Below are 26023 nucleotides of genomic sequence, written 5' to 3'. Positions count from 1 at the left end.
GACCTTTGGGCTCGAACAAACCCCTCAGCTGCACCCGCTCGTGGCACCGCAAGTATCGCACTTCTCGCAAGTCCCGTTCCGCACCATGGTAAAATTCTGGCACTCGGAGCAGGAATTGCCGGTGTAGCCCTGCAGCAGCGACTTGGCGCGGCGGTCGGCGGCGAGTTTCTTCGCTTCGGCCGCTTCATGGGCCGCCGTATCGGTGAACAGCGCCGCGGTGGTATCGGTCGAGGCATCGGAGGCCGCTTCCTCGAAGGCGATGTCTTCCGCCAATTCCCTAGCCCGCTCCTCGTAGTCTCGCTTGTAGGCGACCGCCTCGTCGGTTGCGGGCTTCAGCGCCAGCACGTTGGAGCCGGAGAAGGCTGTCGGCGCCGAGCGGGCAGGGGTGCCGGAGCCGGCAAAGCCCTTCGGCTCGCCTGCCCTCGACACCAGCTTCACCGGCGAACCGCGGGTCAGGCCCTTGGAGACTGCGTCGGTCTTGCCTTCGCTGATGCCACGGCCGAGTGCGGTGTTGGAGAAATCCGACTGGTCGACATGGGCGAGATCGTTGCGGCCGAGATACGAAATGGCCAGCTCACGGAACACATAGTCGAGGATCGACGTCGCGCTCTTGATGGCATCGTTGCCGATGACCATGCCGGCCGGCTCGAACTTGGTGAAGGTGAAGGCGTGCACATATTCGTCGAGCGGCACGCCATACTGCAGGCCAAGCGAGATCGCGATGGCGAAGTTGTTGAGAAGGCCACGCAGGGTGGCGCCCTCCTTGTTCATGTCGATGAAGATCTCGCCGAGACGCCCATCGTCATATTCGCCGGTGCGAAGGAAGATGGTGTTGCCGCCGATCTTGGCCTTCTGCGTATAACCCTTGCGGCGGCCGGGCAGCTTTTCCTGCTCGCGCGACACGCGTTCGATGATGCGTTCGACGATGCGCTCGGTGATCTGCGCCGCGCGCGCCGCAGCCGGTGCCTGGATCAGCTGTTCGATCGCCTCGTCCTCGTCCTCGTCGCCATCGGCGAGCAGCGACGCATTGAGCGGCTGCGACAGCTTCGAGCCGTCGCGGTAGAGCGCGTTGGCCTTCAGCGCCAGCTTCCACGACAGCATGTAGGCGCTCTTGGCATCCTCCACCGTCGCGTCGTTCGGCATGTTGATGGTCTTGGAGATGGCGCCGGAAATGAAGGGCTGTGCCGCCGCCATCATCTGGATGTGGCTGTTGATCGACAGCGAGCGCTTACCGATCTTGCCGCAGGGGCTGGCGCAGTCGAACACGGGGAGGTGTTCGGCCTTGAGGAAGGGCGCGCCCTCCAGCGTCATCGCACCGCAGACATGAATGTTGGCGGCCTCGATGTCCTTCCTGGAGAAACCCAGTGCCGGCAGCATTTCGAACGAGAAGTCGTTGAGCTGCTCGTCGGTGAAACCGAAGGTCTCCTTCACCCAGTCGGCGCCGAGCGTCCACTGGTTGAAGACGAACTTGATGTCGAAGGCCGACTTCAGCGCCGCGTTGAGCGCCGCGATCTTGTCGTCGGTGAAGCCCTTGGCCTTGAGCGAGCCGGGGTTGACGGCCGGCGCCTGGTTGAGATTGCCGTGGCCGACGGCATAGGCCTCGATCTCGGCGATCTGGCTCTCGGAATAGCCCAGCGTGCGAAGCGCTTCCGGCACGGCGCGGTTGATGATCTTGAAATAGCCGCCGCCGGCGAGCTTCTTGAACTTCACCAGGGCGAAGTCGGGCTCGATACCGGTGGTGTCGCAATCCATGACCAGGCCGATCGTGCCGGTCGGCGCGATCACGGTTGCCTGTGCGTTGCGGTAGCCATGCTCCTCGCCGAGTTCGATGGCGCGGTCCCAGGCGGCCTTGGCGTGGATGGCCAGGTCCTGCTGCTTCAGGTCCGATGCGACGAGAGGCACAGGATTGACGGCCAGCTTCTCGTAGCCGTCCTTGTCGCCATAGGCGGCGCGGCGATGATTGCGCATGACGCGCAGCATGTTCTGGGCGTTGCGGTCATAGTCGGGGAAGGCGCCGAGCTCGGAGGCCATCTCGGCCGAGGTGGAGTAGGCGACGCCGGTCATGATGGCGGTCAGCGCGGCACAGATGGCGCGGCCCTCGTCGGAATCGTAGGGAATGCCCGAGGTCATCAGCAGGCCGCCAATATTGGCGTAGCCGAGGCCCAGCGTGCGGTAGTCGTAGGAGAGCTTGGCGATCTCCTTCGACGGGAACTGCGCCATCATGACCGAGATTTCCAGCACCATGGTCCACAGCCGCACGGTGTGCTCGTAGGCTGCGATATCGATCGTGCCGTCGGCATTGCGGTAGGGCAGCAGGTTGATCGAGGCGAGATTGCAGGCCGTGTCGTCGAGGAACATGTATTCCGAGCACGGGTTGGAGGCCCGGATCGCACCGGCCGAAGCGCAGGTGTGCCAGTCGTTCATCGTGGTGTTGAAGTGCAGGCCGGGATCAGCCGACGCCCAGGCGGCGTAGCCGATCTTTTCCCAGAGGTCCCGCGCCTTCAGTGTCTTCAAGACCTTGCCGTCCTTGCGGGCGGTCAGGTGCCAGTCTGCGTCCTCTTCAACGGCGCGCAGGAAATTGTCCTTCAGCGACACCGAATTGTTGGAGTTCTGGCCCGAAACGGTGAGGTAGGCGTCAGAATCCCAGTCGGTGTCGTAGGTCTTGAACGACATCGAGGTGTAGCCCTGCTTGGCGAACTGGATGACGCGGTAGATGTAGTTTTCCGGCACAGCCGATTTCTTGGCCAACTTGATTTCGCGCTTCAGCGCCGTGTTGATGGCCGGATCGAAGCAGTCGTTGTCATGGCCTTCGCAGTTCACGCAGGCCTTCATGATCGCTTCGAGATGCTTCTTGACGATCTTGGAGCCGGTCACCAGCGAGGCGACCTTCTGCTCTTCATTGACCTTCCAGTCGATGAATTCCTCGATATCGGGGTGGTCGGCGTCGACGATGACCATTTTCGCCGCTCGGCGCGTCGTGCCGCCCGACTTGATGGCGCCAGCGGCGCGGTCGCCGATCTTGAGGAAGCTCATCAGGCCGGACGAGCGGCCGCCGCCGGACAGCTTTTCGCCTTCGCCGCGCAGCAGCGAGAAGTTCGAGCCGGTGCCGGAGCCATATTTGAACAGGCGCGCCTCGCGCACCCACAGATCCATGATGCCGCCCTCGTTGACGAGGTCGTCCTGCACGCCCTGGATGAAGCAGGCATGCGGCTGCGGATGCTCGTAGGAGGATTTCGACTTGGTCAGCTTGCCGGTGAACGGATCGACATAGAAGTGACCCTGGCTCGGACCGTCTATGCCATAGGCCCAGTGCAGGCCGGTGTTGAACCATTGCGGCGAGTTCGGCGCGACGCGCTGGGTCGCCAGCATATAGGCAAGCTCGTCACGGAAGGCGCGCGCGTCTTCCTCCGACGCCTTGAAGTAGCCGCCCTTCCAGCCCCAATAGGTCCAGGTGCCGGCCAGCCGGTCGAAGACCTGGCGGGCATCGATCTCGGAGCCGTAGCGCTCGGCCTCGGGAAGCTTGGCGAGTTCGGCTTCGTCGGCGACGGAACGCCACAGGAAAGAGGGGACGTCGTTCTCCTCGACCTTCTTCAGGCGCGCGGGAACGCCGGCCTTGCGGAAATATTTCTGAGCCAGGATGTCGGCGGCGACCTGGGAAAACTGCGCAGGCACATCGATGTTGTCCAGGCGGAACACCACCGAGCCATCCGGATTCTTGATCTCGGAAAGCGCCTTGCGGAATTCGATCTCCGCATAAGCGGCCCCTTCTTGGCCTGCATGTCCTGGCTTGGTGAAACGACGCTCGATGCGCATTGGTCCGGTCCCTTTTGTCTACATATAGCGCTTTCATCAGGGGATTTCTGCCCCAAAAGACGAAACGCGCAGTCCGCCGTTTGCCGGCATTGCGAACAATGCCGGCATCTCCTCTTCGCAGGCTCAGCCACGCACACGACAACACGCCTTGCCAAGCATCTGCCGAGGCTGCCAACCGGCCCGCGGGCCCCTCAAAACTGAATTTTTCGATTCCCTCACTCGAGGGAAATTCACACTATCTAGCGTCGAACTTAGCTGCAAACACTAAATATAGTATTAACAGACAATTTATTCCAGTCCGACAATTCTCCCTTTCGTCGCCCACCCAACCCACAATCCCAACGCTTCCGCCGGCCTCGTAAACAGGCGGAAATGCGGGCAAAACGCACATAATCCGGGAAAAAGACCGGGCTCAGAACTTTCCGGTCGCGCTCTCAACAGGAGCGCATGGCCTATAAAAGGCGACTCGTTTAGAGCCGTCAAGGATTCGTTTGCGTAGCTTTTGTGACCCCAACATCTTGTGTGTCACACATGTGGATAACGGGGATAGAATCGACCCGCCGTCGGCCATCTGCCCGGCGGCAAGCCGGTGCGATCGTTGGCCAGCGGCACGGGCGCTGCGAAACATTTGCTGGGATGCCGCAAAAAGCCAGCCAAGCCGGTGGGCCGGGCCTCAGCCGTAGTGTAGCTTCGGCTTGGGTTCGGTCCCGTTGAACTGTACGCCGATCCGGTCGCTGCGGCGCCAGCGGACCTCGCAGCGATAGGCGACGCCGTCGAGCGGTATGTAGAGAAGGAAATGATCGGGAACCCTGGCTTCGGCCGGTAATTTCAGTTCGGCGCCGCCCGCATGCTGGTTGCGCACCATACAGGCGACTTCGGAATTCTGGATCCCCGTGATGACTGTTCCACCTTTGAGCACGCGCGGGCGATGCTCGCGCTGCGGCTCGCCGGGGTCGTGCTGAAGTGGGTCTGCGGGATTCGCCATCGATCAAACGCCAGGACTGATCGATCCTAACCAAGAAAAATTAGCAAACCCTTGCCGCACAAGGTTGTGTGTCCGCCGCGATACACGCGAAAGGCGCCGATCAGGAGAACCTGCGTGGGTCGGCACAGAAATAGGCGATGATCTGGCAAAGGTCGGGTTCATTGACCATGCGCACGGCTTCGCTGGAGCTGACCCATTTGCGGGTGCGGGAGTGCTTTTCCTTCCAGCGATCCGCGATCTTGTCGACGTGCAGTGGGAACACCAGAACCTCGCAAGGCACTTCTTCGCCCGAAGCCAGCACCTTGGCATAGAAATAGCGGCCGGCTTCGAGATGAGAGATGTTTCCGCGCAAACCGGCTTCCTCGGCGGCCTCGCGGGCGGCCGCTTCGCAGAGCGGCTCCCTGGCTTCCGGCCAGCCTTTTGGAAGCACCCAGCGGCCAGTATCACGGCTGGTGATCAACATGACCTCGACGCCGTTCCCGACATCGCGCCAAGGCAGGGCGGCAACCTGCAGACGGCACGGCGCCGTGCCGAAGAGTCGCCTGACCCTTTCAGCAAGGTGGTTGTGCGTCGTTGGCCGTGTCAACATCGGAGAAGCTAGCCCCAGCCTCCAGAATCGTTTGCCGCCTCATGAATCTTACGGCTAATTGTGACCTATAAAAGTAAAAACTTCGGTCACGCTGGCTGATTTCCGCCAACAAGGGTCGATTTCACAGGATATCTTGGCGGCGGGTGCCTCCGCGCAAGCAAATATTGGCCGTCGGCGCTGGCTTGATTGGAAAAAAGCAGCTTGCCGCGAATCAGCCGGCGTGATCGTCGGCGATTGGCTTCTGATAGGTGAAACCCATGTCCCAAGGGAAATAGATCCAGGTGTCCTGGCTGACCTCGGTGACGAACGTATCGACCAGCGGCCGGCCTTTCGGCTTGGCGTAAACGGTCGCGAAATGGGCCTTCGGCATCATTGCCCGCACGATTCCGGCGGTCTTGCCGGTGTCGGTCAGGTCGTCGACGATCAGCACGCCGGCGCCATCGTCGGCCAGCAAGGCCGGTGTGATCTCCTTCAGCACCTGCAACTGCCCTTGGCTGGTGTAGTCGTGATAAGAGGCGACACAGACCGTCTCGATCACGCGGATGCCGAGTTCGCGCGAAATGATCGCCGCCGGGACCAGGCCACCACGTGTGATGCACACGATAGCCTTCCACTGACCTTTGCTAGTGCCGGCAAGCCGCCAGGCAAGTGCGCGCGCGTCGCGATGGAACTGGTCCCAGGAGACCGGGAAGGCTTTTTCGGGAAGGGACATGTCTCGCGCACTCCACGGCACGCGGCGGCCGCGTGCAAGAAACAGGGGAATGCGCGCGGAATTAACTGGAAACCCCCGGACTTGGCAAGGGTGGCCGGCAGCAATCGCTGTGGACTTATCGCGACAGGAAGGCCGCGACCTGTGCCGAGCGCAGCACCGTGCGTGTTACCCCGCCGAACAGCAGCTGGCGCAGCCAGGAGTGGCTGTAGGCGCCAAGCACCAGCAGATCGGCGCCGGTCTCGGTGATCCTGTTCTGGATTATGTCGTCGACCGAGGTACCGCCCGATTTCTGCACCGAGACGCTAACGGTGGCGCCGTGGCGCGACAGGGCCGACGCGATTTCGGCGCCCGCTGCCTCCGGGCGCTCGTCGAGCGTATCGGGCGGATCGATGACCAGTATGTCGGTTTTCTCGGCCTCGATGATGAAAGGCAAGGCATCGAACGCGGCGCGCGCGGCCTCCTTGCTGCCGTTCCAGGCAAGCAGCACGCGTTTGAAGGTGGTGACCAGCGGACCCGCACTCGGCACCACCAGCACCGGCCGGCCGGCGTCGTAGACAAGCGTATCGACGTCGGCACTCGGATCGCCGCCGGTCTCGCGTTGGGCGGCGATGATGAGATCGGAGGCGCGCACGCTTGAAATCCCGGTCAGTGCGCTGTCGCCGGAGAAGCTCTCCAGGCTGCGCCATTCGAAGGAAAGGCCGGAATCCTCGATCCGCTTCATGAAGACAGCCTGGAGTTTGTCGGCCCGCTCCCGGTTCATGTCGGCGGAAACCTGCAGGAACTCCGTATCGGGAAAGCCCGTCGCCGACGTGTAGGGCACCGGGAGCGCCTCGGCATGGATGCCGATCAGATGGCTCTCGAAGCGGCTGGCAAGCGGAATGGCGCAGTCGAGCACCCGCTCGGCGTCCTGCTCGTTCTGCAGAATGGCAACGATGGTCTTGAAACGCATGATGACCCCTCGATCGTGCGAGCGACGAGCCCCGCGCCATGGAAACGCTGTAGCGTCGTTCTTGGTTCCGGTTTGCAGCGGATCAGCTCGCCTCAGCCGCGAAGCCTGCCACCATGGCCTCGACGTCGGCGCGCGCGGCTTCAAGCGCCTCCGCGCTGCGGGCACGAACGACCAGTTCGGTCCAGAACTTGCCGTCGCCATACTTGGGGTAGGAGCCGATGATCGTATCCGGATGGGCTTTCTGGATCTCGCCCAATGGCCCGCCGACAAGGCCCTCGCCGAACGGACAGTGCACCGTGGCCGACAGCATTTTGGTGCCGGCTCTCAAGGTCGGCACGACATTGTCGAGCATGGCCTGGAAGATCGAGGGCACGCCGGCCATGACATGGACGTTGCCAATGCGGAATCCGGGCGCCACGGAGACGGGGTTGTCGATATGGTCGGCGCCGCGCGGCATCCGCGCCATGCGCTTGCGTGCCTCCGTGTATTCGATGCCGCGCGCGGCATAGCTCGCCTCCAGCAGGGCATAAGCCTTGGCATCGTATTCGCAAGGCACGCCGAACGCCTTGGCGATCGAATCGGCTGTGATGTCGTCATGCGTCGGGCCGATGCCGCCGGTGGTGAAGACATAGGTATAACGTGCGCGCACGGCATTCACCGCCGCGACGATCTCGTCTTCCTCGTCGGGAACAATGCGCACCTCCTTCAGGTCGATGCCGATCGCCGTCATGATATCGGCGAGATGGCCGATGTTCTTGTCCTTGGTGCGGCCGGACAGAATCTCATCGCCGATGACGAGCATGGCGGCAGTGACGATTTCAGGCATGGAAGGCTCCGGCAGGACGGGTCGCCTGAAATAGCGCGGCGGATGGGCGGCGGCAATGCCGTCCAAAGGCGAACGATCCGACACGTCCACCAGATATCACTTGCATTGCAGTACCAAGCGCGGCTTGACCAGGATGGGAACAAGCCCTTCCGGATTGTCCTCGGTCGCGGAGGGCGACCAGGGCCGAGGTGGTGCCGCAATCCGTCGCGCCCGAACAGGCCACAGCCTTCGAGCGCATGGCGGCACGCGCTTTTGTCACCCGACATCACCGCCACTTCACGAGAATTTCAGGGAACCATTCGGCTGACGGTCAGGTTTACCCCGTGTCGCATCCCAAGGCGGCCAAGATCAAGATACGGAGTAAAATCAATGTACAGGAAACTTTTCGCAGCATCCGTCCTGACGATCGGTCTCGCCACATCGGCGATGGCCCAATCGTCGGACGCTACCTATTCCAACCATCACAATTGGTGGCTGTTCGGCAATGAGGATTCGTCGGCCATCGACCAGAGCACCACTGGCAGCATCAACGCCGACGGCTCTGGATTGAGCACCCTTGGCAACCCCGGCCCGGCCGGGCCTTGTGCCTCAAGCACGCCAGGCCCCGATGCGAACGCTCAGGGCAACGTCAACGATCAGTATTGCGGCAAGTAAATAGGCAGCCGCGTATTGCCTGCCGCGGGACGCCGTCTCTCCTGGCGTCCGCGGCTGGCGCAGGGCTGGATCAATCCGAGATTTCAGTCTGGGGCCGATCGCGGCCGTCGGCCAGTTCCTCGTGCCATTTGCCCTCGGCGTCCTCATACTGGATACCATCGGTGGAGCCCGCCACCTGCTGTTCGGCCGAAGCGATCTCGGCGGCACGCAATGCATCCTGATGGGTGGGAAATGTCTCCGAGAAGGTCGCACCGACCTTGTAGGCCCAGCCACCGTCATGCTCGACGATCTTGTAAGTCAGCTTCGCCATCAAAACCTCCAGTTAAAAGGTCCGCCTGCTCAATGCAGCCGGTCGTCGGGCAGCTTGTCGTCGGGCACCAGCACTTCCGATTCCCTGGCCGCCTCGATCAGTGCCCGGCGCGCTTCCGCTGTCGAACGATAACCTTCCAGCACTTTGAGGCAAGTGTCGAGGGCATCACGATGACGAGGCCCGCGATTGAGCGGCCACACCGTCATCAAGCACTCGGCCGCCTCCTGGGTCGAGCGGATATGGCGATATTTGCCGACATGGCCAAGCTCGACCACGACCGGCGTTTCAAAGGGTTTGTTGTCCATCATCATGGCCGCAACGCAAACCAGCCAATTTGGTTGCAAAAGTGGCCTTCGGCCTGCGCCCAAAGGTCGCGACGCCGTTGCGCAAGCGCGCCGGCGTCGGGAGAAAGGGCGATCAGCCGGCGGCCTTCATCCAATGTTCCATCGTCATCACCGAGCGGGCGAGCTGCGGCGCCGGATGAATCTTTTCGCTGAACGTGGCGGCCGCACGCCATCCCCAGCGCGGATCGGCGAGGAAGGCTCGCGCCAGCGCCACCATGTCGGCGCGACCCTCGGCGATAACAGCCTCGGCCTGTTTCGGGTCGTCGATCAGGCCGACCGCCCGGGTCGGGATGCCCGCGCCCTTGCGCACGGCTTCGGCCAGATGCACCTGATAGCCGGGGCCGGTGGGTAATTTCTGCAATGGCGAATTGCCGCCGCTCGAGCAGCAGAGATAGGCGACGCCTTCGGCCTTCAGCGCTTTCGCCACCTCGACCGCGTCCGCGACGTCAAAGCCGCCATCGACCCAGTCCTTCACCGACAGCCGTGCGCCGAGCATCAGTTTCGGCGCGGCTTTCTTCACCGCCCTGGCGATCTCGACGACGAGACGCATCCGGTTTTGCAGCGAGCCACCCCAGCGATCCGTGCGCTGGTTGGAGAGCGGCGACAGGAACTGGAAGATGAGGTAGCCATGCGCCGCATGCAGTTCGATGAAGTCGAAGCCGGCACGGTCGGCCCGCCTTGCGGCGTCCGCGAACCGCTCGACGAGCTGCAGGATTTCCTCGTCGTCCAGGGCGCGCGGCACGTTCCAGCCGGTGTCGTAGGCGATGGCCGAAGCCGAGACGGTCTGCCAGGGATCCTCGTTTGGCTGCAATGGGCCGCCGCCTTCCCAGGGCTTGCGGTTCGAGGCCTTGCGGCCGGCATGCGCCAGCTGCGTGCCGAACTTAGTGCCGGGTGCGGCCACGCGCTTGGCCGCATCCAGCGCGCGCCTCGCGGCGGCTTCATTGTCTTCGGAATAGAGGCCGAGACAGCCATGGCTGATGCGCCCGCGCCGCTCGACGTCGGTCATCTCCACCGTGACCATGCCGGCACCGGACATGGCAAGGTTCATCCAGTGGTAAAGATGCCAGTCGCTGGCCGAGCCGTCCTCGGCGGAATACTGGCACATCGGCGCCACGGCGATGCGGTTGGGGAAGGTGAGCCCATCGAGGGTGATCGGCTGGAAAAGCGATGTCGTCATGGAAAAACTCCGGGAAGGGGAATGCGCTATCTAGGCGACGGCACCCGTCCATACCACACACGAGACGGTGAAGCGCGCGCTGGACCAATCGCCGGATTGCGCCTGTTCCGCTTCGCGGCTACGCCTGCGTCCGCCAGCCAGCATCGAGGTGTCATATGGAAGACCGCGTTCGTATCCGCTCGGAAGAGGTTCTCTCCGACGACTGGGCGGTCCTGAAAAAGACCGTGCTCGACTATCGCCGGCGTGACGGTCAATGGGAGACGCAGGTCCGCCAGACCTATGATCGCGGCGACGGCGCGGTGATCCTGCCCTATGACCCCCAGCGTTCGACTGTGCTTCTGGTGCGCCAGTTCCGTTATCCCGCCTATGTCACCGGCCACCGCGAGCCGCTGATCGAGGCCTGCGCCGGCTTGCTGGACGAAAACGATCCGGAAACCGCCATCCGCAAGGAAGCCGAGGAAGAACTGGGTTACCGGTTGAAGGACATCGAGCGGCTGTTTTCGCCTTATATGAGCCCGGGCAGCGTCACCGAGCGGCTCTGGTTCTTCGTCGCGCGCTACTCGCCCGCCGACCGCATCTCGGCCGGCGGCGGCGCTCCGGAGGAGGGCGAGGACATCGAGGTCCTGGAAATGCCGCTCGACGAAGCGCTGGCCGGCATCGCCGATGGCCGCATTGTCGATGCCAAGACCATCATCCTGATCCAGCACCTGAAGCTGAATCCGGTGACGGCTTGATCAGAGACCGAGCGATCTCAATTCAGCCCGCGTGACCCAACAGTCGGGTGGTGGCCGCGTCACGATGATGTTCGGAATTAACGCGATCGACGCCTTCGACGGTTATGGCGAACGTGCCGTTTTCCGTCCTGGCTATCCAGCCCTTTGCTTTCAGATACCAGAGGTGAAACTCGAGGTGCTCTTGCGGACAGCCTGACATTCGTTCGAGTTCTTCGTCGCCTATCCCGGGATGATTGACGTCCTGTCGGCGTTTTACATACAGCAGTGACAGCACTTTGGCTTGAATGACGGAATCTCGATCGAAGCCCTTTGTGTTGCTCGCCTCATCGGTCAGCTCGGCCCGGTGGTTCAAATGCGCCTTGTACTGAATGTCGTATTGCGCACGCTTGACCGGATCCTTGAGCGTGTTGTGAGCCTCAAGAATATCGCTGAAGCGTGACTCGTTGCCGGTGACTTGGTTGTCGGGGTGGTAGCGCATGGCAAAATGCCGAAAAATGCGTTCTATCGTTTCCGAATTGGCATTCGGACTGATTTCCAGCATTTCGTAGAAGTCGATGAACATACCTGGCTTCCCCATGCCATTCTCGCCGTCTGTGTCTCAGCGTCAGGTGACAATTTTGGCGACGACCATAGAGTATATATTTCACGATTTACTAATGTGCCGAGCGTACAAAGGGTCAGATACACGAATTAAGCGAAAACGTCAGACCTTTGCGTCCTGAGCTGCAGACCTTGGTCTGGTAGCATTTCGCTCGTCGGAGGCGGCTTGCCATGACCGATAAACCTTCTGAACCTCCAGTAGAGCGTCGAACGCACTTACGCGAGGTGGTTTTGAAGGAGGCGTTCATAATCACGCAGGATGGCGAAATAGGCTGCGCCGTCAGAAACCAGCATGAGCATGGCGCCGAGTTGCGTGTCGCTGTGGGGGTTGAAGTGCCAAATACCTTCCGGCTGCGCGTGCCGTTGGACGGTGCGACTTATCGAGCGGAAGTGCGCTGGAGAAAGGGCGAGCGACTGGGCATCCAGATCCACGGCAATTTCTCGCTGAAGGTCACCTAAAGGCGGTAAGTCGGTTGATACGAGGGCACCCAGCACTGCGTTGCCGGTGGCTTTCGTCGTCTCGCATCCCGCCGCCATCTCATCAATCCTGACGTTGTCGCCGATCGCTTGCTATATATTAGAGCAAGCGCATATTATGCCTTGGGGACCAGGGCGGGGAATTGAGAATGTGCAGCACCTGTGATGGCAAAGCGGTCGACCGGAGGGATTTCCTCAAAGTCGGCGCGGGGCTCGTTGTGTTCGGCGTTGGTGGGGCCACATGGTCGGCGCGTGCGGCCCAGGGTGCGGTGACCGCGCTGAGCCTCGATGACGCGCTCGCCGCACTGAAATCCGGCAACGAACGCTACGTCGGTCACCCGGAACTCTGCTCGATAGACCTTGCCGCGCAGCGGAATGCTGTTGCCGCACACCAGGCGCCCTGGGCCACGATCATCAGTTGCGCCGACAGTCGCGTTCCGCCTGAACTGATTTTCGGCGGTCACGGCGTTGGAGAACTGTTCGTCGCCCGGAATGCTGGCAACCTCGTCGACACCGCCACGCTCGGTACGGTCGAATACGGGGCAGCGGTGCTCGGCTCACCCTTGATCGTCGTTCTCGCGCACACAAACTGCGGCGCCGTCAAGGCGGCGTGCGACGTAGTGACCAAGAACGCGACCTATCCTGGCGCGATCGGTCCGATGATCGAACCGATCCTGCCCGCGGCGATAGCCGCGCGGAGCGAAGCGGGTGATTTCGTCGACAACACCGCCAAGGAAAGCGCGCGGAGGACCGCGAGGCGACTGGCCGCCTCGAGCAAGCTCCTAGCCGCCCTTATCAAGGCGGGGAAGCTGAAGATAGTCGCGGCAATCTATGATTTGCAAACGGGTGCGGTGACTTACATCGAATGACACACCCGCCATCGAGATCGAAGGCTCTGGGGGCCTCGATGCGTCGGCGTCTGGTCTGGCTTGCCTTCCGTGGGGCGGTGACGGCCACCTATCTCGGCTACAAGGGGCGCGGCAGGCGTTCGGCAGGGCGCAAGGACGCGCCGGAATAGTGATGGCGGTCATCAACTGACGCCTTGCCATTGCCAATCGGAATGAGCGGCATGCGCGAAGCTTTCATCGCAATGGTAATCTTCCTATGCCTGACGGTGGCCGCGCTCGCCAGCACGGCGATATGGCCAAAATTGCCAGCCAAACATCGTGACGACGAAACGAACACCGTGGTTCGGCACGCCGCGAACCTGTTCGGGGTTATGACCTCGCTGATGCTCGGCCTGATGATCAACTCGGCCAGGAACACCTTCGAATCGATCGACCGCAACGTGCACGCCTATGCGACCGAATTGATCCTTCTCGACAGGACCTTGCGCCAGTATGGCCCGCAAACCGACACGGTACGCCAGCCGCTGGTCGTCTATGTGCAGCGCGTGGCGGGTGATTCTTCGCCCACCAGCGAGACGCTGGTCGCCGCCAACCGGCTCTCTGAGCAGTTGCTGGCGGAAATCGGCACCCGGCTGAGTGCGCTGGCGCCGACCGACGATGCGCATGGCTTCATTGTGCAGGACGCCCGCCAGCATTTGCAGAAAGTGCTGGAGTTGCGCTGGGTGCTGATCGAGCAGTCGGAGGGCACGATTCCGGTGCCTCTGATCACGCTCCTGGTCACCTGGCTGGTGCTGATCTTCGCCAGCTTCGGCTTCAGGGCGCCACGCAATACGATCACCGTTTCGACCTACGCGGCATCGGCGGCTTTGGTTGCCGGGGCGATCTACCTGATCTTCGACATGGACGTGGCTTTTTCCGGCCCGATCCAGATTTCAATGGCCCCGATGGAGAGGGCGCTGTCCGAGTTACAGCAGTGATCCGCAGCCGTGGCACGCCGGCTAAATGATGCTGCGGCGGTTCAACAGAGAAAAAATCCAAACAAATCTGAAGACTTTTTTCTGGTGCGGACGACGGGAATCGAACCCGTACGATCAGAGATCGAGGGATTTTAAGTCCCTTGCGTCTACCAATTCCGCCACGTCCGCAGGCACGTCCTTTTCAGATGCCAGACACAGCCCGTCAAGTCGTGTTCTGCGGTGGCCGAACGCGCACCCAGAGGAGGTGGCATAACGATACTGGCGCGATCGCGGAATTATGCGCGCCGCGGGCATCGGTAAATATCTGCGTGGCGGATTTGATCCGCCTAGGCCGGCGCCTCTCAGGCCAACCCATCCCCCCGCCCACTTGGGGGCGCCGGCCGCCCCCTTTCCAGCAAGTAGCCGGCGCCGTTGTAAACCTGGGCCGTAAACGTCACCCGTGGAACTGCGTTCAGAATTTGTAGCTGAGATTGATGCCGACCGTGTTCAGTTTCACGCTCTGATCGCGGTCGTTGAAGGGGGCTGGCGCCTCGTGGTTCTCTGAGCCGAAGTCGTAGTAGCGATATTGCGCGCCGACGACGAACTTGTCTGTCAGCGCGTAGTCGACGCCTGCGCCCACGGTCCAGCCGACATTTGTGCCCGTGTTGTCGAACCCTGGCCCCGAGGTCTGCGACGTCTCGACGCCGGCAAAGGCAATGCCGCCGATGCCATAGACCAGCAGGCGGTCCATGGCGAAGCCGGCCTTGGCGTTGACCGACCCGAACCATTTGATGTCGGCGCCGAATGTATCTCCCAGGCCCGATTGCGCCGTGCCGTCGACCGAGGAATAGTTGAGGTCCGCCTCGGCGCCCAGCACTGCCTGATCAAACTGCCAGAGGCCGGCGACATGGCCGCCGACGAACCCACCGCCGACGTCCGGCGTGATGGAAAACGGCGCGCCTTCCGTCGTGGTGATCTCGGAGCGGCCCCAGCCATATCCTGCCTGCAGGCCCGCATAGTAGCCGGTCCAGTCGAAGCCAGGCGCGGTCATCGGCACATCGACTGTCGCGTCGGCAGCAAATGCCGGCAAGGACAGGGCAAGAAGACCGGCACTTGCGACCATCAGGCGATGCATCGAACTCCCCGAGAAGAGTCATAGACCCCAGGTCGGAGCCTAACCTGATTTGCGGCAAAACGGAATCGGATTTCTGCAAACGCGGTTAGCGTCCTCGCGGGTCTCGAGGAGTTGGCGGGTAGCGTGCTGCCGCGATTGCGGTGGCGCGCGCCTCGTGCGAAACACCGCCATCGTGAGAGGATCTTTTATGCGCATCTTGTTCCGCTTGGTCGCGGCCGTCGCGGCGGTGGTGCTGGTCGGTCAGGCCGCCGTGGCCGAACCGCTGACGCTCATCATTGCCAAGGCCGTGGCCGTTCCCGATTCTGTTTCGGGGCAGGCCATGCTCAGCCTGAAGCTCACTCCCGACAGCGGCAAAGCCTTTGCCAGGTTTACGGGGGCAAATGTCGGCAAGATTGTCGATCTCAGCATCGACGGCGCCGTGGTGATGTCGCCGCGCGTCGTGGAGCCGATACGCGGCGGCGAAATCATGGTCAGCGGCACGTTCAAGGGCGGCGAGGTCGAGCGTATCGCCGAGCGGATTTCAGCCGGCGACGCCAAGGTCGAAGTTGACGTGAAACCGGAGTAATCCGGCAATCTCCAGGCAAATCCATTCTTCCTCGCTGGCCAAAACGCCGTCGGCTTGGCACAGTCGGACAAACAGGAGTCTTTGATGATCAGGAAGCCGCCCGTCCGCGCGACAAAACCCAAACCGTGGACCGAAATGGCGACCGATCTGGTCGATGTCGCGATGGGCCGCAAACCCGCCGATCTGGTCATCCGCAACGGGCGCTGGGTGAACGTCCATTCGGGCGAGATCATCGCCGGCACCGACATCGCCATATCGGGCGGCCGCTTCGCCTATTGCGGGCCGAATGCCAGCCACACGATCGGGCAGGGCACCAAGGTGGCCGACGCCGGCGGCCGCTACCTCGTGCCCGGCCTTTGTGATGCCCACATGCATGTCGAGAGCAGCATGGTCACAGTCACCGAATTCTGCCGCGCCGTCATCCCGCACGGCACCACCTCGATGTTCATCGATCCGCATGAGATCGCCAATGTGCTGGGCCTGCCAGGCGTGCGGCTGATGCATGACGAGGCGGTGGCGATGCCCATCAACGTGCATGTGCAGATGCCGTCCTGCGTGCCGTCGGCACCGGGGCTGGAGCATGCCGGCGCCGAGCTGACGGTCGCCGATGTCGCGGAAGCAATGACCTGGGAAAACATCATCGGGCTCGGCGAAGTGATGAATTTCCCCGGCGTCGCCGCCAACGATCCCGTCATGTCGGGCGAGATCGCCGCCACGGTTCAGGCTGGCAAGACGGTTGGCGGCCACTATGCCTCGCGTGACCTTGGCTTGCCGTTCCATGGCTACGTCGCCGGCGGCCCAGAGGACGACCACGAAGGCACGCGGGCCGAGGATGCCATCTCGCGCGTGCGCCAGGGCATGAAGGCGATGCTGCGGCTGGGCTCGGCATGGTACGACGTTGCCTCTCAGATCAAGGCGGTGACGGAGAGCGGCATTGATCCGCGCAATTTCATCCTCTGCACCGACGACAGCCACTCCGGCACTCTTGTCCAGGACGGCCACATGGACCGGGTGGTGCGCCACGCCATCCAGCAGGGGCTGAAGCCGGTGACCGCGATCCAGATGGCAACGCTCAACACCGCTCAGCATTTCAAACTGGAACGCGAGATCGGTTCGATCGCGCCGGGGCGGTTGGCCGACCTGCTGGTCGTCTCCGATCTCGCCGCAATGAGCATCGACGAGGTCTATGCGCGCGGCGTCAGGCTGGCCAAGGGCGGCAAGCTGGACATCGATATCCCGGCCTATGATTATCCGAAGACGGCGAAGAACACCGTCAAGTTAGGCAAGAAACTGAAGGCCGGCGATTTCGATATCGCGGCACCCAAGGGCGCCAACGAGGTGCGGGTGCGGGTGATCGGCGTCATCGAGAACCAGGCACCGACGCGGGCCCTGGAGGCCGATCTGCCGGTCGAGGACGGGCTGGTCGCGATGGACCGCCGCAACGACGTCTGTCAGATCGCGTTGGTCGAACGGCACAGGGGCACGGGTGGCGTCACCAATGCCTTCGTCTCCGGTTTCGGTTACATGGCCGACTGCGCCATGGCCTCCAGCGTCGCCCATGACGCCCATCACATCATCTGCGTTGGCACCAACAAGCAGGACATGGCGCTGGCTGTGAACCGACTGGGCGAAGTCGGCGGCGGGGTCGTGCTGTTCTCCAGGGGCAAGGAACTGGCGCTGGTCGAAATGCCGATCGCCGGACTGATGTCGGACGAGCGGGCCGAGATCGTCGCCGCCAAGGCCGAGAAACTGACCGAGGCGATGCGCAAGATGGGTTGTTCCCTGAACAATGCCTACATGCAGCACTCGCTGCTGGCGCTGGTGGTCATTCCCGAGCTCAGGATTTCCGACGTCGGCCTGATCGACGTGACGACGTTCCAGAAGGTCGATCTGTTCGTCTGAGACCAGCCGTCCGCTCGTGGCTGCTCACCCGCCGGTGGCGATGGTCAGCACCTTGAACGGCGTCGTGATGATGACTTCTGCGGCGGAGCCGACGACCTTTCCCAGGCCCTGACCGATATTGGCGAGCTGTGCCGGGTTCTCGTCCGCGGCGAGCCCGGCCGGCGTGCGCAGCCGGTCGCCCAGCAATTGCACCAGGAACGGGTTGTCCGCGAATTTCGCGTGGTTGAGGCCGCCGTCACCGCCTTTCGTTTTGGTCAGATCGACCACCGACACGCCATATGAGGCGAGATCGGCGGCATCGCCATAGTCGCCGACGCGCGGTTTGTCGCCGGAGATGAACGAGGACAATTTGAGCGCCCGGTCGTCGCCCGAAAGCAGCACGGCGAACGGCTTGTTGGGTTTGCCATAACGGATCATCTGCTTCTTGAACACGTCGACATCGATGTCCGGTGAGGCAAGGATGACATAACCCAGTTTGCCGCCGAGATCGCGGTCGCCGGTGATGGCAAGTTGGCGCAGCGCCTCCATCGTCAGCCAGGTTCCCATCGAATGGGCGATGATGTCGATGCTCTTGACGCGCGTCTTGGCGAGCATCCTGAGCGTTGCCTCGAGATCGTCACGGGCGGCGGTGGAACTGTCCTTGTCGTAGATGTAGCCCGTCGTCTTGGCGCTCGATGCCCATGAGAACAGCACCGGAGTGCCCGGATATTTGGTGTCGTGGGCGATCTGCGTCAGCCGGTAGATGCCATCGTCGAAACCATTGTTGAAGCCATGCACGAAAACCAGCGCCCGGTCGCCGCGCATGGCGATGTCGGAGCCGACCGCCTTGGCGAATTGCGGCGCGCCTTCGTAGAAGGTGACGTCCGTGGCCGCAAAATCCTTGGCCGGATTGCTGTTGGCGGAACCCTTGGCGCGCTCGATGTTGCCGACCTGATGGCTCTTCGGAACCGTGACGTCGACCCGCGCGAAACTGGTGGTCAGGGAACGGTCGCCGTCGAAGACCTGTCGCGGGTCCTTCACCGCTTTCTGGCGGGTGGTGGCGACAAATATCTCATGGGTGGCCGCAATATCGGATGCCGGTACGGTGACCGTCGTCTTGTTGAGCAGATCATGCGTATTTCCGGCGCAGCCAGCGACCAGCAGCGCGAACGCGACGACACCGAAACTCTTCAAGCCCAAGGCCACGCGTCGGCTCCCGCATAGGGGGACGTCAAACGCATGACGTCGCTCGATACTCCGATAAGGCCAGAGGCGGGCGCGGTCCAGTTCAAAGTGAGCCGATCGTTCGGCGATGCCGGACAGGCACGGCGAAATCCGCTGCGCCGCATCTACTGCCCAAGCAGGCTGATGCGGTCGGTCACGTCCCGGTCGCTGGCGAAACCATCGTCCTCGCGCAGCCGCTGGCCGATCATCTTCACCAGTGCCGGATTGTCGGCGAATTTCGTGTGGTTGAAGCTGTCGCTGCCCTTGACCTTGGAGAGATCGACGACCGTCACGCCATAGGAGGCAAGGTCCGCGGCATCCTTGTAGTCGCCGACGCGTGGGCGCGAGCCGGCGATCAGGCCGGACAATCTCAGCGCGCGATCGTCATCAGACAACAGCAGGATGAACGGCTTGTCCGGCTTGCCATAGCGGCGCATCTGGCTCTTGAACACATCGACGTCGATGTCGGGAGAGGCGAGCACCACGTCGCCGAGCTTGCCGCCGAGGTCGCGGTCACCGGTGATGGCGAGCTGGCGCAGTGTCTCCATCGTCACCCAGGTTCCCATCGAATGGGCGACGATGTCGATGCGCCGCGCGCCGCTCTGCGCCAGCATGCGCAACGTCACTTCGAGCTGGTCGCGGGCGGCACTGGCACTTTCCTTGTCATAGACATAGTCGGTGGTCTTGGCTCCCGAGGCCCACGAGAACAGCACCGGCGTTCCCGGATAACCGGAATCGTGGACGATCTGGGTCAAGCGATAGACGGCGTCGTCGAAGCCGGTGTTGTAGCCGTGGACGAAGACCATGACGCGGCCGCCGCGTGCCGCTATGTCGGCGCTGAGCGCGCTGGCGAATTTCGGCTGCGTGTCGTAGCCGACGACTTCGGAAGCCATGAAATACTTGGCCGGATCGTTCGATTTGCCGCGTGAGCGCCGCTCGATCTGCCCGGTCTGGTGGAGACCGGGAACGGTGACGTTGACGCGGGCGTAGTTCAGCGTCGCCGAGCGTTCGCCGTCGAAAACCTTGTTTGGATCGTCGGAGGCCTTACGGGTCGTGGCAATGAAGATCGAGTGGTTGCCTGCGATTTCCGTTACCGGCGCGGACATGACCGCGCTGCCGAGCAGTTCCTCGGTTTTGCGGCCGCCGCAGCCCGCCACCAGCAGCGCAAGCGCAAGAATGCAAATCGTCTTCAAATGCACGTCAAAAATCCACTCGAGCCCAAAAAGGGCCAATCCACCCTCCGCGATATCTCCCCAGCAGGCGAAGTGCGGCGGAAGTAAGTCGTGTCCAGCCAAAATGCGGTCGGCGCCTCGCGACCGCGGGCGCAGTGTTGCGCGAAAGCCAAAGCGGGTGGCAAGGCCGGAACGTCGCACAAGTCAGGCACCTGCAACTGGCCGGATGTCGAACTTCCGCGTCCACCAATGCGCGGCTCAGCGCGACGAAGAGGCATGAACAAACGTCCCCAAGTGCTTGCTAGCATTTCGGGAAGGCGCCGTTGCGGGCACGGGCTCGACCGGGCAATGGTCTTGCGGGGCCGGATGTGTAATAGGGTTCTCCTCTAACTCGCCCGCGGGCGATCCCGGGATGATCTTGCCATGACCAGCTTTTCCTCGCGCGTCGCCACCGCCGCCTCCGCGATCCGCCAGATCTTCCCGGAAACGCCGCTGCAGGAAAATGACTATCTGTCGAAGAAGACCGGCGCGCGGGTGCTGCTGAAGCGCGAGGATTTGAGCCCCGTGCGCTCCTACAAGATCCGTGGCGCCTTCAACTTCTTCCGCAAGGCGCTTGGCGAAGGCAACCAGGCCGAGCTGTTTGTCTGTGCGTCCGCCGGCAACCACGCGCAGGGCTTCGCCTTCGTCTGCCGCCATTTCGGCAAGAAGGGCGTGGTATTCATGCCGGTGACGACGCCGCAGCAGAAGATCGACAAGACCAGGCTGTTTGGCGGCGATTTCGTCGAGATCAGGCTGGTCGGCGATTTCTTTGACGACTGCTACCGCGCCGCCTTCGAATTCACCGAAAGATCCGGTGCCCACATGGTGCCGCCCTTCGATCACAAGGATATCATCGAGGGTCAGGCGACGGTCGCCTACGAGATCGCGGACCAGATGCCGGGCGGGCGCATGCCCGACATCGTCATGCTGCCGGTGGGTGGCGGCGGGCTCGCCGCCGGGGTGACGCACTATTTCGCCGATCAGGGCCGCGAGGCGCGTTTCGTCTTCTGCGAGCCGGCCGGCGCGCCGAGCCTGCGCGAGAGCCTCGCCGCGGGAAAACGGCTGAAGCTCGCCAAGGTCGACAACTTCGTCGACGGCGCGGCGGTCGCCGAGATCGGCCGCGAACCTTTGCGCTATCTCAAGGAGTTTGCCGCCGACAGCGTGCGGCTCATCCCGGAAAACCGGCTCTGCGCGACCATGATCGAGATGCTCAACATCGAAGGCGTGGTCCTGGAGCCCGCCGGCGCGCTGGCGATCGACGCGCTGAAGGATTTTTCCAGGAAGGAGATCAGGGGCAAGACCATCGTCGCCGTGGTGTCTGGGGGCAATTTCGATTTCGAGCGGCTGCCGGACGTCAAGGAAAGGGCGCTGCGCTTCGAGGGCCTGAAGAAATACTTCATCATCCGTTTTCCGCAGCGGCCGGGCGCGCTGCGCGACTTCCTCGACATGCTGGGTCCCGACGACGACATCGCCCGCTTCGAATATCTGAAGAAGTCGGCGCGCAATTTCGGCTCGGTGCTGATCGGCATCGAAACCAAGGATCGGCGCAATTTCGATCTCCTTGAGGCAAATTTCGAGGCCGAGGGCGTCCAGTATCAGGACATCACCGAAAACGAGACATTGGCCGGGTTCATCATATGAGCGGAAAGATCTTCATCGCCCTGTTTTCCGGCATCAATGTCGGCGGCAACCGCATCGTCAAGATGGCGGAGTTGCGGGCCTTCTTCGAGGATCTCGGCTTTTCCGATGTCGCCACCTATGTGCAGAGCGGCAATGTCGTGTTCCGGGCCGACAAGGGTGATGCGGCCGCGCTGACCAAACGGATCGAGGCGGCCTTCGAGACAAAATGGGGTTTCCATTCGCGCATCATGGTGCGCGATTTCAAATGGTTCGAAAGGCTGGTGCGCGAAAATCCATATCCGGAAGCGGCCGCCGACCACACAAAGCTCCACGCCTATGCGCTGGAGCGTGAGCCGACCGCCGATGAGGTGGCGCGGTTGGCGGAAAAGTGCACTGGTCCTGAGCGTTTCGAGGTCAAGGGCGACGTGCTCTACCTCAGCGCGCCGGACGGGCTCGGCAAATCGGTGTTCGCCAACCTCATTCCGCGCACGTTGAAAGTGCCGGGCACGGCACGCAATTGGCGTTCGGTGCTGGCGCTGCTGGAGATGGCGGGCAAGTCCGGCAGCGATTGATCCATGCGTCTCGCCGGAAATGCGCGGCGGCGACACGCATGAACGAACTATGCCGCCTCGGCGCGTTTCCAGTCGAAGGCCAGTTCTTCGCGGAACGCAAAGCGCTTGATGTGGTCGGCAACGACGCTTTCGAGGCGCTCGATCGAAGCGGGCTCGTCGGTCGATACCGTGATGTGCAGCGCTGCCCCGTCGGCGTCCATGACCGTACGGCCGAGTGAAAGGTCGATGATGCCGTGGTTGGGGTCGAACTCGACGGGAAACTTGTGCGCCCAATGCTTGCACAGCTGTTGCAGATAGCGGCTTGCATGGGCCGTGGCGACATTGGCATGGCTTGTCGGCATGAAGGTTCTCCGAAGCTCAATCTCATACGAGGCGCCGCTCTTCCGGGCAGGCGCCATGGCTGCATAGATAGGCACAACCTCGCCAAACACCATCGAGTGGCCGCCGGCCACTCGAAAAGGTGATCGATTACCAGCTTCCGGTATTCGCCATCGATGCCCACGGCTCGGCCTTGGCCTTCGCTGGGCCTTTTTGCAGAAGCTCGATGGAGATGCCGTCAGGCGACTTGATGAAAGCCATGTTGCCGTCGCGCGGCGGCCGGTTGATGGTGACGCCATTGTCCATCAGATGCTGGCAAGTGGCGTAGATATCGTCGACCTCATAGGCGAGGTGACCGAAATTGCGCCCGCCCTTGTAGTCTTCCGGATCCCAATTGTAGGTGAGTTCGACCAGCGGCGCCTTCTCGTTGATGCCGCTCTGCTCGTCTTCCGAAGCGGCCAGGAAGATCAGCGTGAAGCGGCCCTGCTCGTTTTCATAGCGGCGAACTTCCTTCAGGCCGAGCTTGTTGCAGTAGAAATCGAGTGAGGCATCGACATCGGCGACGCGGACCATGGTGTGCAGATAGCGCATGTGTTTTCCTCGATCTGTTGGGTTGCGGCGCAACATAGGGTCGGCCCGGTCAAAGGGCAATCGTGAGGCGGCAAGCGGTGCCGGCAAAGAACAAATCCGGTATTCCCGCAATGAACCGTGAAAAAAGGCACGTCAGGTCTTGCACACACCGGAAGCCGCGGTGTTAATCTGGTGTCAAGAATCAGTTGCGGTGTTCTTGAATAAAGGGGGCATTCTTATGGGGGAAAAGGCCTCTTTGACGGGGCGGGCCAATACCCTTGGCGACGCTTTGTCTCACGATGAAGGCGGCGATGCCGACCTGGCCGAGATTGCCGGCGCCATCAAATGGTTCGATGTGGCCAAGGGCTATGGCTTTATCCTTCCCGATGACGGTGTTTCGGGCGATATCCTCCTCCATGTGACTTGCCTTCGACGGGACGGCTTCCAGACTGCCCTGGAAGGCGCGCGCGTGGTCTGCCTTGTCAAGCAGGGTGAGCGCGGGCTGCAGGCGTTCCGTGTGCTTTCCATGGATGTCACCACCGCCGTCCATCCCGCGGAAATGCAGGAGCAGCGCACCCACGTCTCGGTGACTCCGGAGAGCGGGCTCGAACGCGCTTTGGTCAAATGGTTCAACCGCACCAAGGGGTTTGGTTTTCTGACGCGCGGCGAGGGCACCGAGGACATTTTCGTCCATATGGAGACCTTGCGGCGCTACGGCATCACCGAGCTTCGGCCAGGGCAGGTCGTGCTTGTCCGTTTCGGCCGCGGTGACAAAGGCCTTATGGCCGCCGAAATTCACCCCGATATGGGCACCTTGCCGGTCTCGCACTAGGGCGATCCGGCCGAGGATTTCATATGACACACAGGAACGGGCTGACGGCGGGCGTGATGTGCGCTGTGGCTGCCGTCATGGTCGCCGCCGCCGCATTCTTCTATTTCCAGATACCCAGCGCGGCCGATGACCGGGCCATGGTCCTTCCCGTCGATCCCGCGCCGCTGGTTGTGGCGACGAAAAACGGAGATCGCTCGTTTTCCATTGAAGTCGCCGACACCGACGCGGAGCGGGAGGCCGGGCTGATGTATCGCCAGGAGATGGCGGACGACCATGGCATGCTGTTCGTTTTTCCGATCCAGCAACAGGTCGGCTTCTGGATGAAGAACACGCCGATGCCGCTTGACCTGATTTTTATTGGTCAGGACGGCAAGATCCGGGCTGTCAAACAGGGCGTACCGCAGTCCGAGGCCGTCATTTCACCTGGCGTACCCGTGCGTTTCGTACTTGAACTCAAGGCCGGCACGGCCGCCAGGAACGGCATCGAATATGGCAATCTGTTGAGCCATCCGGCCATCGGCACGGTCTCCGGTCCGAGCGCGCCGCCGGCGGACGACGGCGATGCGCCAAATGGCGGCGGCTGAGTGCCGATGGTGGTGTAGCCGATGCAGTTTTTCTCTCATGACGGGTTCGATCTGGCTTTCCTCGACCGTCAGCCGGCATCGGGCGAGGGCGATCCGGTGCTCATGATCCACGGCTTTGCATCGAGCCATTATGTCAACTGGGTGTCGCCCGGCTGGTTCAAGACGCTCAACGATGCCGGCTACCGCGCCATTGCCTTCGACAATCGCGGCCACGGCTCGTCATCCAAGAGCTATGAGGAGGCCGACTATACACCGGCGAAAATGGCTTCGGACGCGGCAGCCCTGCTCGGTCATCTCGGCATCGAGCGCGCCCATGTCATGGGTTATTCGATGGGCGCGCGCATCGCGGCCTTCCTGGCACTGTCCGACCCGGACAAAGTGGCGACGCTGGTTTTTGGTGGCCTCGGCATCGGCATGATCGATGGAGTAGGCGATTGGGATCCGATCGCGGCCGCCCTTCTGGCCGAGGATCCGGCCGCGACCACCCATCCGCGCGGTCGCTCTTTTCGCGCCTTCGCCGACCAGACCCGCAGCGACCGCCGGGCGCTTGCCGCCTGCATCGTGACCTCACGGGAACTGCTTGATGAGCAGGATATTGCCCGCATCGCCCAGCCGACGCTGATCGCGGTCGGTACCACCGACGACATTGGCGGATCGCCGGACGAGCTTGCGGCGCTGATGCCGAACGCCAGGGCCTTCCACATCGAGGGCAGGGACCATATGCTGGCCGTCGGGGACAAGACCTTCAAGCAGCGCGTGCTGGAGTTTTACGCCGAAAATCCGCTCTGAGGCTCCGGAGTTTGGGGACGAGCATCTCGGGTCGCGAAATGATCTAAATCAGGTCAAGGCCTGCAGCGACCGCGCTATGTTCCGCCTTGCCTGCGGCTCGAAGCGCTGCCGGAACTCCTGCGTGTGAAAAATATGCGGGCGGGCAAGGAAGCTTTTCAGCACCGCGCCGCGGCCGGCACGCCACATCGGCTCTTCCACCCAGCCATATTCGTGGCGAACCGCGCGTTCATAGGCGTCGAATGCATCCGGCGCGGCACCCAGGATCGAAAGATCCATGTCGAGGAACAAGCTGGCGTCGCGCGTCGCCGCAACGTCGTCGAACAGCGGCAACTGGTGCGTGGCGGTGGCGAGTATCATTACGCTGACGCGGCTCAGGCGCCCGGCATCGATGCGGCCGGCGAGCTTTTGCTCGGCAAGGGCGGCACTTTGCGCTTCGTTGTCCTTGGCCCTGCTGTCATACACGGCGTCATGGAACCAGATCGCCGCCTCGACGGCCTCGGGGTCGTCCAGAAGCGTTCGATAGTCATCGGCCAGCTCCAGCATCGCTTCGATATGGGTGAGGTTGTGATAGTGGCGATCGCCGGCCTTGTAGAGGACCGAAAGCTCGGTTTTCAGGGCATCGTCGATCAAGGGTTCGTTTTCCATGGCTGCTTGAATTCCCGCGAACCAAATCCATTTGACACAGCACTAAGGAAAATTGAGTTCAATCATGCTATGAACTGGCTTATATGTGCGGCCAGATGGCAGG

At 62.3% G+C, this 26023-nt stretch carries 28 protein-coding genes and 1 tRNA gene; 12 read left to right on the top strand and 17 right to left on the bottom strand.

The window, feature by feature from the left end:
* Positions 1 to 24: 24 nt before the first annotated feature.
* The 6 genes from FJ527_RS16480 to FJ527_RS16455 all read right to left on the bottom strand — a co-directional run bounded on the left by FJ527_RS16480 (position 25) and on the right by FJ527_RS16455 (position 7874).
* Positions 25 to 3813 carry a vitamin B12-dependent ribonucleotide reductase gene (locus FJ527_RS16480; protein WP_140823595.1) on the bottom strand — a complete coding sequence of 1263 codons (3789 nt, stop codon included), beginning with the start codon at positions 3811 to 3813 and terminating at the stop codon, positions 25 to 27.
* Between the two features lie 673 nt (positions 3814 to 4486).
* The gene (locus FJ527_RS16475) at positions 4487 to 4798 is read right to left on the bottom strand and encodes a PilZ domain-containing protein (protein ID WP_140616952.1); all 312 of its coding nucleotides are present in this window, start codon (positions 4796 to 4798) and stop codon (positions 4487 to 4489) included.
* Between the two features lie 100 nt (positions 4799 to 4898).
* On the bottom strand, positions 4899 to 5387 hold the full coding sequence (locus FJ527_RS16470; protein WP_015318085.1) for an NUDIX hydrolase: 489 nt from the start codon (positions 5385 to 5387) through the stop codon (positions 4899 to 4901).
* A 211-nt stretch (positions 5388 to 5598) separates the two neighbouring features.
* A complete protein-coding gene (gene gpt / locus FJ527_RS16465; RefSeq protein WP_015318084.1) occupies positions 5599 to 6099 on the bottom strand; it encodes a xanthine phosphoribosyltransferase in 501 nt (166 codons plus the stop codon).
* Positions 6100 to 6214: 115 nt separating this feature from the next.
* Positions 6215 to 7048: a universal stress protein gene (locus FJ527_RS16460; RefSeq protein WP_140823594.1), complete on the bottom strand. Its 834-nt coding sequence runs from the start codon at positions 7046 to 7048 to the stop codon at positions 6215 to 6217.
* An 82-nt stretch (positions 7049 to 7130) separates the two neighbouring features.
* The gene (locus tag FJ527_RS16455; protein ID WP_140823593.1) at positions 7131 to 7874 is read right to left on the bottom strand and encodes a competence/damage-inducible protein A; all 744 of its coding nucleotides are present in this window, start codon (positions 7872 to 7874) and stop codon (positions 7131 to 7133) included.
* Positions 7875 to 8243: 369 nt separating this feature from the next.
* On the opposite strand from FJ527_RS16455, the gene FJ527_RS16450 reads away from it, so the two are divergent.
* Complete coding sequence (locus tag FJ527_RS16450) at positions 8244 to 8528, top strand: hypothetical protein (RefSeq protein WP_015318081.1); 285 nt, start codon at positions 8244 to 8246, stop codon at positions 8526 to 8528.
* 70 nt (positions 8529 to 8598) lie between these two features.
* Here the strand turns inward: FJ527_RS16450 and FJ527_RS16445 are convergent, their stop codons facing one another.
* The 3 genes from FJ527_RS16445 to FJ527_RS16435 all read right to left on the bottom strand — a co-directional run bounded on the left by FJ527_RS16445 (position 8599) and on the right by FJ527_RS16435 (position 10359).
* The gene (locus tag FJ527_RS16445; protein ID WP_015318080.1) at positions 8599 to 8838 is read right to left on the bottom strand and encodes a DUF2188 domain-containing protein; all 240 of its coding nucleotides are present in this window, start codon (positions 8836 to 8838) and stop codon (positions 8599 to 8601) included.
* Between the two features lie 29 nt (positions 8839 to 8867).
* Complete coding sequence (locus FJ527_RS16440) at positions 8868 to 9146, bottom strand: DUF982 domain-containing protein (protein WP_032935880.1); 279 nt, start codon at positions 9144 to 9146, stop codon at positions 8868 to 8870.
* A 109-nt stretch (positions 9147 to 9255) separates the two neighbouring features.
* Positions 9256 to 10359: an NADH:flavin oxidoreductase/NADH oxidase gene (locus FJ527_RS16435; protein ID WP_140823592.1), complete on the bottom strand. Its 1104-nt coding sequence runs from the start codon at positions 10357 to 10359 to the stop codon at positions 9256 to 9258.
* Positions 10360 to 10514: 155 nt separating this feature from the next.
* On the opposite strand from FJ527_RS16435, the gene FJ527_RS16430 reads away from it, so the two are divergent.
* Positions 10515 to 11093: an NUDIX domain-containing protein gene (locus tag FJ527_RS16430; RefSeq protein WP_023773121.1), complete on the top strand. Its 579-nt coding sequence runs from the start codon at positions 10515 to 10517 to the stop codon at positions 11091 to 11093.
* Between the two features lie 22 nt (positions 11094 to 11115).
* On the opposite strand, the gene FJ527_RS16425 is transcribed toward FJ527_RS16430, so the two are convergent.
* A complete protein-coding gene (locus FJ527_RS16425) occupies positions 11116 to 11655 on the bottom strand; it encodes a J domain-containing protein (protein WP_015318076.1) in 540 nt (179 codons plus the stop codon).
* 209 nt (positions 11656 to 11864) lie between these two features.
* On the opposite strand from FJ527_RS16425, the gene FJ527_RS16420 reads away from it, so the two are divergent.
* The 3 genes from FJ527_RS16420 to FJ527_RS16410 all read left to right on the top strand — a co-directional run bounded on the left by FJ527_RS16420 (position 11865) and on the right by FJ527_RS16410 (position 13995).
* A complete protein-coding gene (locus FJ527_RS16420) occupies positions 11865 to 12152 on the top strand; it encodes a PilZ domain-containing protein (RefSeq protein WP_140720594.1) in 288 nt (95 codons plus the stop codon).
* Between the two features lie 167 nt (positions 12153 to 12319).
* Positions 12320 to 13039: a carbonic anhydrase gene (locus tag FJ527_RS16415; RefSeq protein ID WP_140823591.1), complete on the top strand. Its 720-nt coding sequence runs from the start codon at positions 12320 to 12322 to the stop codon at positions 13037 to 13039.
* A 200-nt stretch (positions 13040 to 13239) separates the two neighbouring features.
* Positions 13240 to 13995 (top strand): DUF4239 domain-containing protein, encoded by a 756-nt coding sequence (locus tag FJ527_RS16410; RefSeq protein ID WP_140823590.1) that lies wholly within the window; start codon positions 13240 to 13242, stop codon positions 13993 to 13995.
* 82 nt (positions 13996 to 14077) lie between these two features.
* Here the strand turns inward: FJ527_RS16410 and FJ527_RS16405 are convergent.
* Together FJ527_RS16405 and FJ527_RS16400 are read right to left on the bottom strand one after the other, a co-directional pair.
* Positions 14078 to 14163 (bottom strand) — tRNA-Leu (locus tag FJ527_RS16405).
* Between the two features lie 283 nt (positions 14164 to 14446).
* The gene (locus tag FJ527_RS16400; protein ID WP_140823589.1) at positions 14447 to 15109 is read right to left on the bottom strand and encodes an outer membrane protein; all 663 of its coding nucleotides are present in this window, start codon (positions 15107 to 15109) and stop codon (positions 14447 to 14449) included.
* A 187-nt stretch (positions 15110 to 15296) separates the two neighbouring features.
* Between FJ527_RS16400 and FJ527_RS16395 the strand changes: the two genes are divergently transcribed.
* Positions 15297 to 15674, top strand: a complete 378-nt coding sequence (locus FJ527_RS16395; protein ID WP_041163464.1) for a hypothetical protein — start codon at positions 15297 to 15299, stop codon at positions 15672 to 15674.
* An 84-nt stretch (positions 15675 to 15758) separates the two neighbouring features.
* Positions 15759 to 17576: an adenine deaminase gene (gene ade / locus FJ527_RS16390; protein ID WP_140823588.1), complete on the top strand. Its 1818-nt coding sequence runs from the start codon at positions 15759 to 15761 to the stop codon at positions 17574 to 17576.
* Positions 17577 to 17600: 24 nt separating this feature from the next.
* Here ade and FJ527_RS16385 read toward each other — a convergent pair whose 3' ends face one another.
* A complete protein-coding gene (locus tag FJ527_RS16385; RefSeq protein WP_015318070.1) occupies positions 17601 to 18761 on the bottom strand; it encodes an alpha/beta hydrolase in 1161 nt (386 codons plus the stop codon).
* A 143-nt stretch (positions 18762 to 18904) separates the two neighbouring features.
* Positions 18905 to 19978 (bottom strand): alpha/beta hydrolase, encoded by a 1074-nt coding sequence (locus tag FJ527_RS16380; protein ID WP_083883249.1) that lies wholly within the window; start codon positions 19976 to 19978, stop codon positions 18905 to 18907.
* 396 nt (positions 19979 to 20374) lie between these two features.
* Here FJ527_RS16380 and ilvA point away from each other — a divergent pair, with 396 nt between their 5' ends.
* Both ilvA and FJ527_RS16370 read left to right on the top strand, forming a co-directional pair.
* Positions 20375 to 21631 (top strand): threonine ammonia-lyase IlvA, encoded by a 1257-nt coding sequence (gene ilvA, locus FJ527_RS16375; RefSeq protein ID WP_140665554.1) that lies wholly within the window; start codon positions 20375 to 20377, stop codon positions 21629 to 21631.
* Positions 21628 to 22182: a DUF1697 domain-containing protein gene (locus tag FJ527_RS16370; protein WP_140616942.1), complete on the top strand. Its 555-nt coding sequence runs from the start codon at positions 21628 to 21630 to the stop codon at positions 22180 to 22182. Before ilvA ends, FJ527_RS16370 begins: the two co-directional genes overlap by 4 nt.
* 47 nt (positions 22183 to 22229) lie before the next feature.
* On the opposite strand, the gene FJ527_RS16365 is transcribed toward FJ527_RS16370, so the two are convergent.
* Positions 22230 to 22523, bottom strand: coding sequence for a DUF2218 domain-containing protein (locus FJ527_RS16365; protein ID WP_041163846.1), 294 nt, complete (start codon positions 22521 to 22523; stop codon positions 22230 to 22232).
* Positions 22524 to 22650: 127 nt separating this feature from the next.
* Positions 22651 to 23091, bottom strand: a complete 441-nt coding sequence (gene gloA / locus FJ527_RS16360; protein ID WP_015318065.1) for a lactoylglutathione lyase — start codon at positions 23089 to 23091, stop codon at positions 22651 to 22653.
* A gap of 217 nt (positions 23092 to 23308) precedes the next feature.
* Here gloA and FJ527_RS16355 point away from each other — a divergent pair, with 217 nt between their 5' ends.
* Genes FJ527_RS16355 through FJ527_RS16345 form a run of 3 tightly spaced genes read left to right on the top strand, consistent with a single transcriptional unit; the run spans position 23309 to position 25275 of the window.
* On the top strand, positions 23309 to 23902 hold the full coding sequence (locus tag FJ527_RS16355) for a cold-shock protein (protein ID WP_015318064.1): 594 nt from the start codon (positions 23309 to 23311) through the stop codon (positions 23900 to 23902).
* 23 nt (positions 23903 to 23925) lie between these two features.
* Positions 23926 to 24486, top strand: a complete 561-nt coding sequence (locus tag FJ527_RS16350) for a DUF192 domain-containing protein (protein ID WP_140823587.1) — start codon at positions 23926 to 23928, stop codon at positions 24484 to 24486.
* A 21-nt stretch (positions 24487 to 24507) separates the two neighbouring features.
* Positions 24508 to 25275, top strand: coding sequence for an alpha/beta hydrolase (locus tag FJ527_RS16345; protein ID WP_015318062.1), 768 nt, complete (start codon positions 24508 to 24510; stop codon positions 25273 to 25275).
* A 48-nt stretch (positions 25276 to 25323) separates the two neighbouring features.
* Here FJ527_RS16345 and FJ527_RS16340 read toward each other — a convergent pair whose 3' ends face one another.
* Positions 25324 to 25920, bottom strand: a complete 597-nt coding sequence (locus FJ527_RS16340; RefSeq protein WP_140823586.1) for a hypothetical protein — start codon at positions 25918 to 25920, stop codon at positions 25324 to 25326.
* Positions 25921 to 26023: the final 103 nt, after the last annotated feature.

It is taken from the genome of Mesorhizobium sp. B2-4-18 (assembly GCF_006441385.1).
In the GTDB taxonomy this organism is placed as follows: domain Bacteria; phylum Pseudomonadota; class Alphaproteobacteria; order Rhizobiales; family Rhizobiaceae; genus Mesorhizobium; species Mesorhizobium australicum.
Note: the sequence above shows the minus strand (reverse complement) of the source record. Positions and strands in the feature narration are given on the sequence as shown.

Excerpts from the sequence above, each read along its gene's own strand:
- FJ527_RS16480 (WP_140823595.1), bottom strand. The coding sequence starts at position 3,813 with ATGCGCATCGAGCGTCGTTTCACCAAGCCAGGACATGCAGGCCAAGAA.
- FJ527_RS16475 (WP_140616952.1), bottom strand. The coding sequence starts at position 4,798 with ATGGCGAATCCCGCAGACCCACTTCAGCACGACCCCGGCGAGCCGCAG.
- FJ527_RS16470 (WP_015318085.1), bottom strand. The coding sequence starts at position 5,387 with ATGTTGACACGGCCAACGACGCACAACCACCTTGCTGAAAGGGTCAGG.
- gpt (WP_015318084.1), bottom strand. The coding sequence starts at position 6,099 with ATGTCCCTTCCCGAAAAAGCCTTCCCGGTCTCCTGGGACCAGTTCCAT.
- FJ527_RS16460 (WP_140823594.1), bottom strand. The coding sequence starts at position 7,048 with ATGCGTTTCAAGACCATCGTTGCCATTCTGCAGAACGAGCAGGACGCC.
- FJ527_RS16455 (WP_140823593.1), bottom strand. The coding sequence starts at position 7,874 with ATGCCTGAAATCGTCACTGCCGCCATGCTCGTCATCGGCGATGAGATT.
- FJ527_RS16450 (WP_015318081.1), top strand. The coding sequence starts at position 8,244 with ATGTACAGGAAACTTTTCGCAGCATCCGTCCTGACGATCGGTCTCGCC.
- FJ527_RS16445 (WP_015318080.1), bottom strand. The coding sequence starts at position 8,838 with ATGGCGAAGCTGACTTACAAGATCGTCGAGCATGACGGTGGCTGGGCC.
- FJ527_RS16440 (WP_032935880.1), bottom strand. The coding sequence starts at position 9,146 with ATGATGGACAACAAACCCTTTGAAACGCCGGTCGTGGTCGAGCTTGGC.
- FJ527_RS16435 (WP_140823592.1), bottom strand. The coding sequence starts at position 10,359 with ATGACGACATCGCTTTTCCAGCCGATCACCCTCGATGGGCTCACCTTC.
- FJ527_RS16430 (WP_023773121.1), top strand. The coding sequence starts at position 10,515 with ATGGAAGACCGCGTTCGTATCCGCTCGGAAGAGGTTCTCTCCGACGAC.
- FJ527_RS16425 (WP_015318076.1), bottom strand. The coding sequence starts at position 11,655 with ATGTTCATCGACTTCTACGAAATGCTGGAAATCAGTCCGAATGCCAAT.
- FJ527_RS16420 (WP_140720594.1), top strand. The coding sequence starts at position 11,865 with ATGACCGATAAACCTTCTGAACCTCCAGTAGAGCGTCGAACGCACTTA.
- FJ527_RS16415 (WP_140823591.1), top strand. The coding sequence starts at position 12,320 with ATGTGCAGCACCTGTGATGGCAAAGCGGTCGACCGGAGGGATTTCCTC.
- FJ527_RS16410 (WP_140823590.1), top strand. The coding sequence starts at position 13,240 with ATGCGCGAAGCTTTCATCGCAATGGTAATCTTCCTATGCCTGACGGTG.
- FJ527_RS16400 (WP_140823589.1), bottom strand. The coding sequence starts at position 15,109 with ATGCATCGCCTGATGGTCGCAAGTGCCGGTCTTCTTGCCCTGTCCTTG.
- FJ527_RS16395 (WP_041163464.1), top strand. The coding sequence starts at position 15,297 with ATGCGCATCTTGTTCCGCTTGGTCGCGGCCGTCGCGGCGGTGGTGCTG.
- ade (WP_140823588.1), top strand. The coding sequence starts at position 15,759 with ATGATCAGGAAGCCGCCCGTCCGCGCGACAAAACCCAAACCGTGGACC.
- ilvA (WP_140665554.1), top strand. The coding sequence starts at position 20,375 with ATGACCAGCTTTTCCTCGCGCGTCGCCACCGCCGCCTCCGCGATCCGC.
- FJ527_RS16370 (WP_140616942.1), top strand. The coding sequence starts at position 21,628 with ATGAGCGGAAAGATCTTCATCGCCCTGTTTTCCGGCATCAATGTCGGC.
- FJ527_RS16365 (WP_041163846.1), bottom strand. The coding sequence starts at position 22,523 with ATGCCGACAAGCCATGCCAATGTCGCCACGGCCCATGCAAGCCGCTAT.
- gloA (WP_015318065.1), bottom strand. The coding sequence starts at position 23,091 with ATGCGCTATCTGCACACCATGGTCCGCGTCGCCGATGTCGATGCCTCA.
- FJ527_RS16355 (WP_015318064.1), top strand. The coding sequence starts at position 23,309 with ATGGGGGAAAAGGCCTCTTTGACGGGGCGGGCCAATACCCTTGGCGAC.
- FJ527_RS16350 (WP_140823587.1), top strand. The coding sequence starts at position 23,926 with ATGACACACAGGAACGGGCTGACGGCGGGCGTGATGTGCGCTGTGGCT.
- FJ527_RS16345 (WP_015318062.1), top strand. The coding sequence starts at position 24,508 with ATGCAGTTTTTCTCTCATGACGGGTTCGATCTGGCTTTCCTCGACCGT.
- FJ527_RS16340 (WP_140823586.1), bottom strand. The coding sequence starts at position 25,920 with ATGGAAAACGAACCCTTGATCGACGATGCCCTGAAAACCGAGCTTTCG.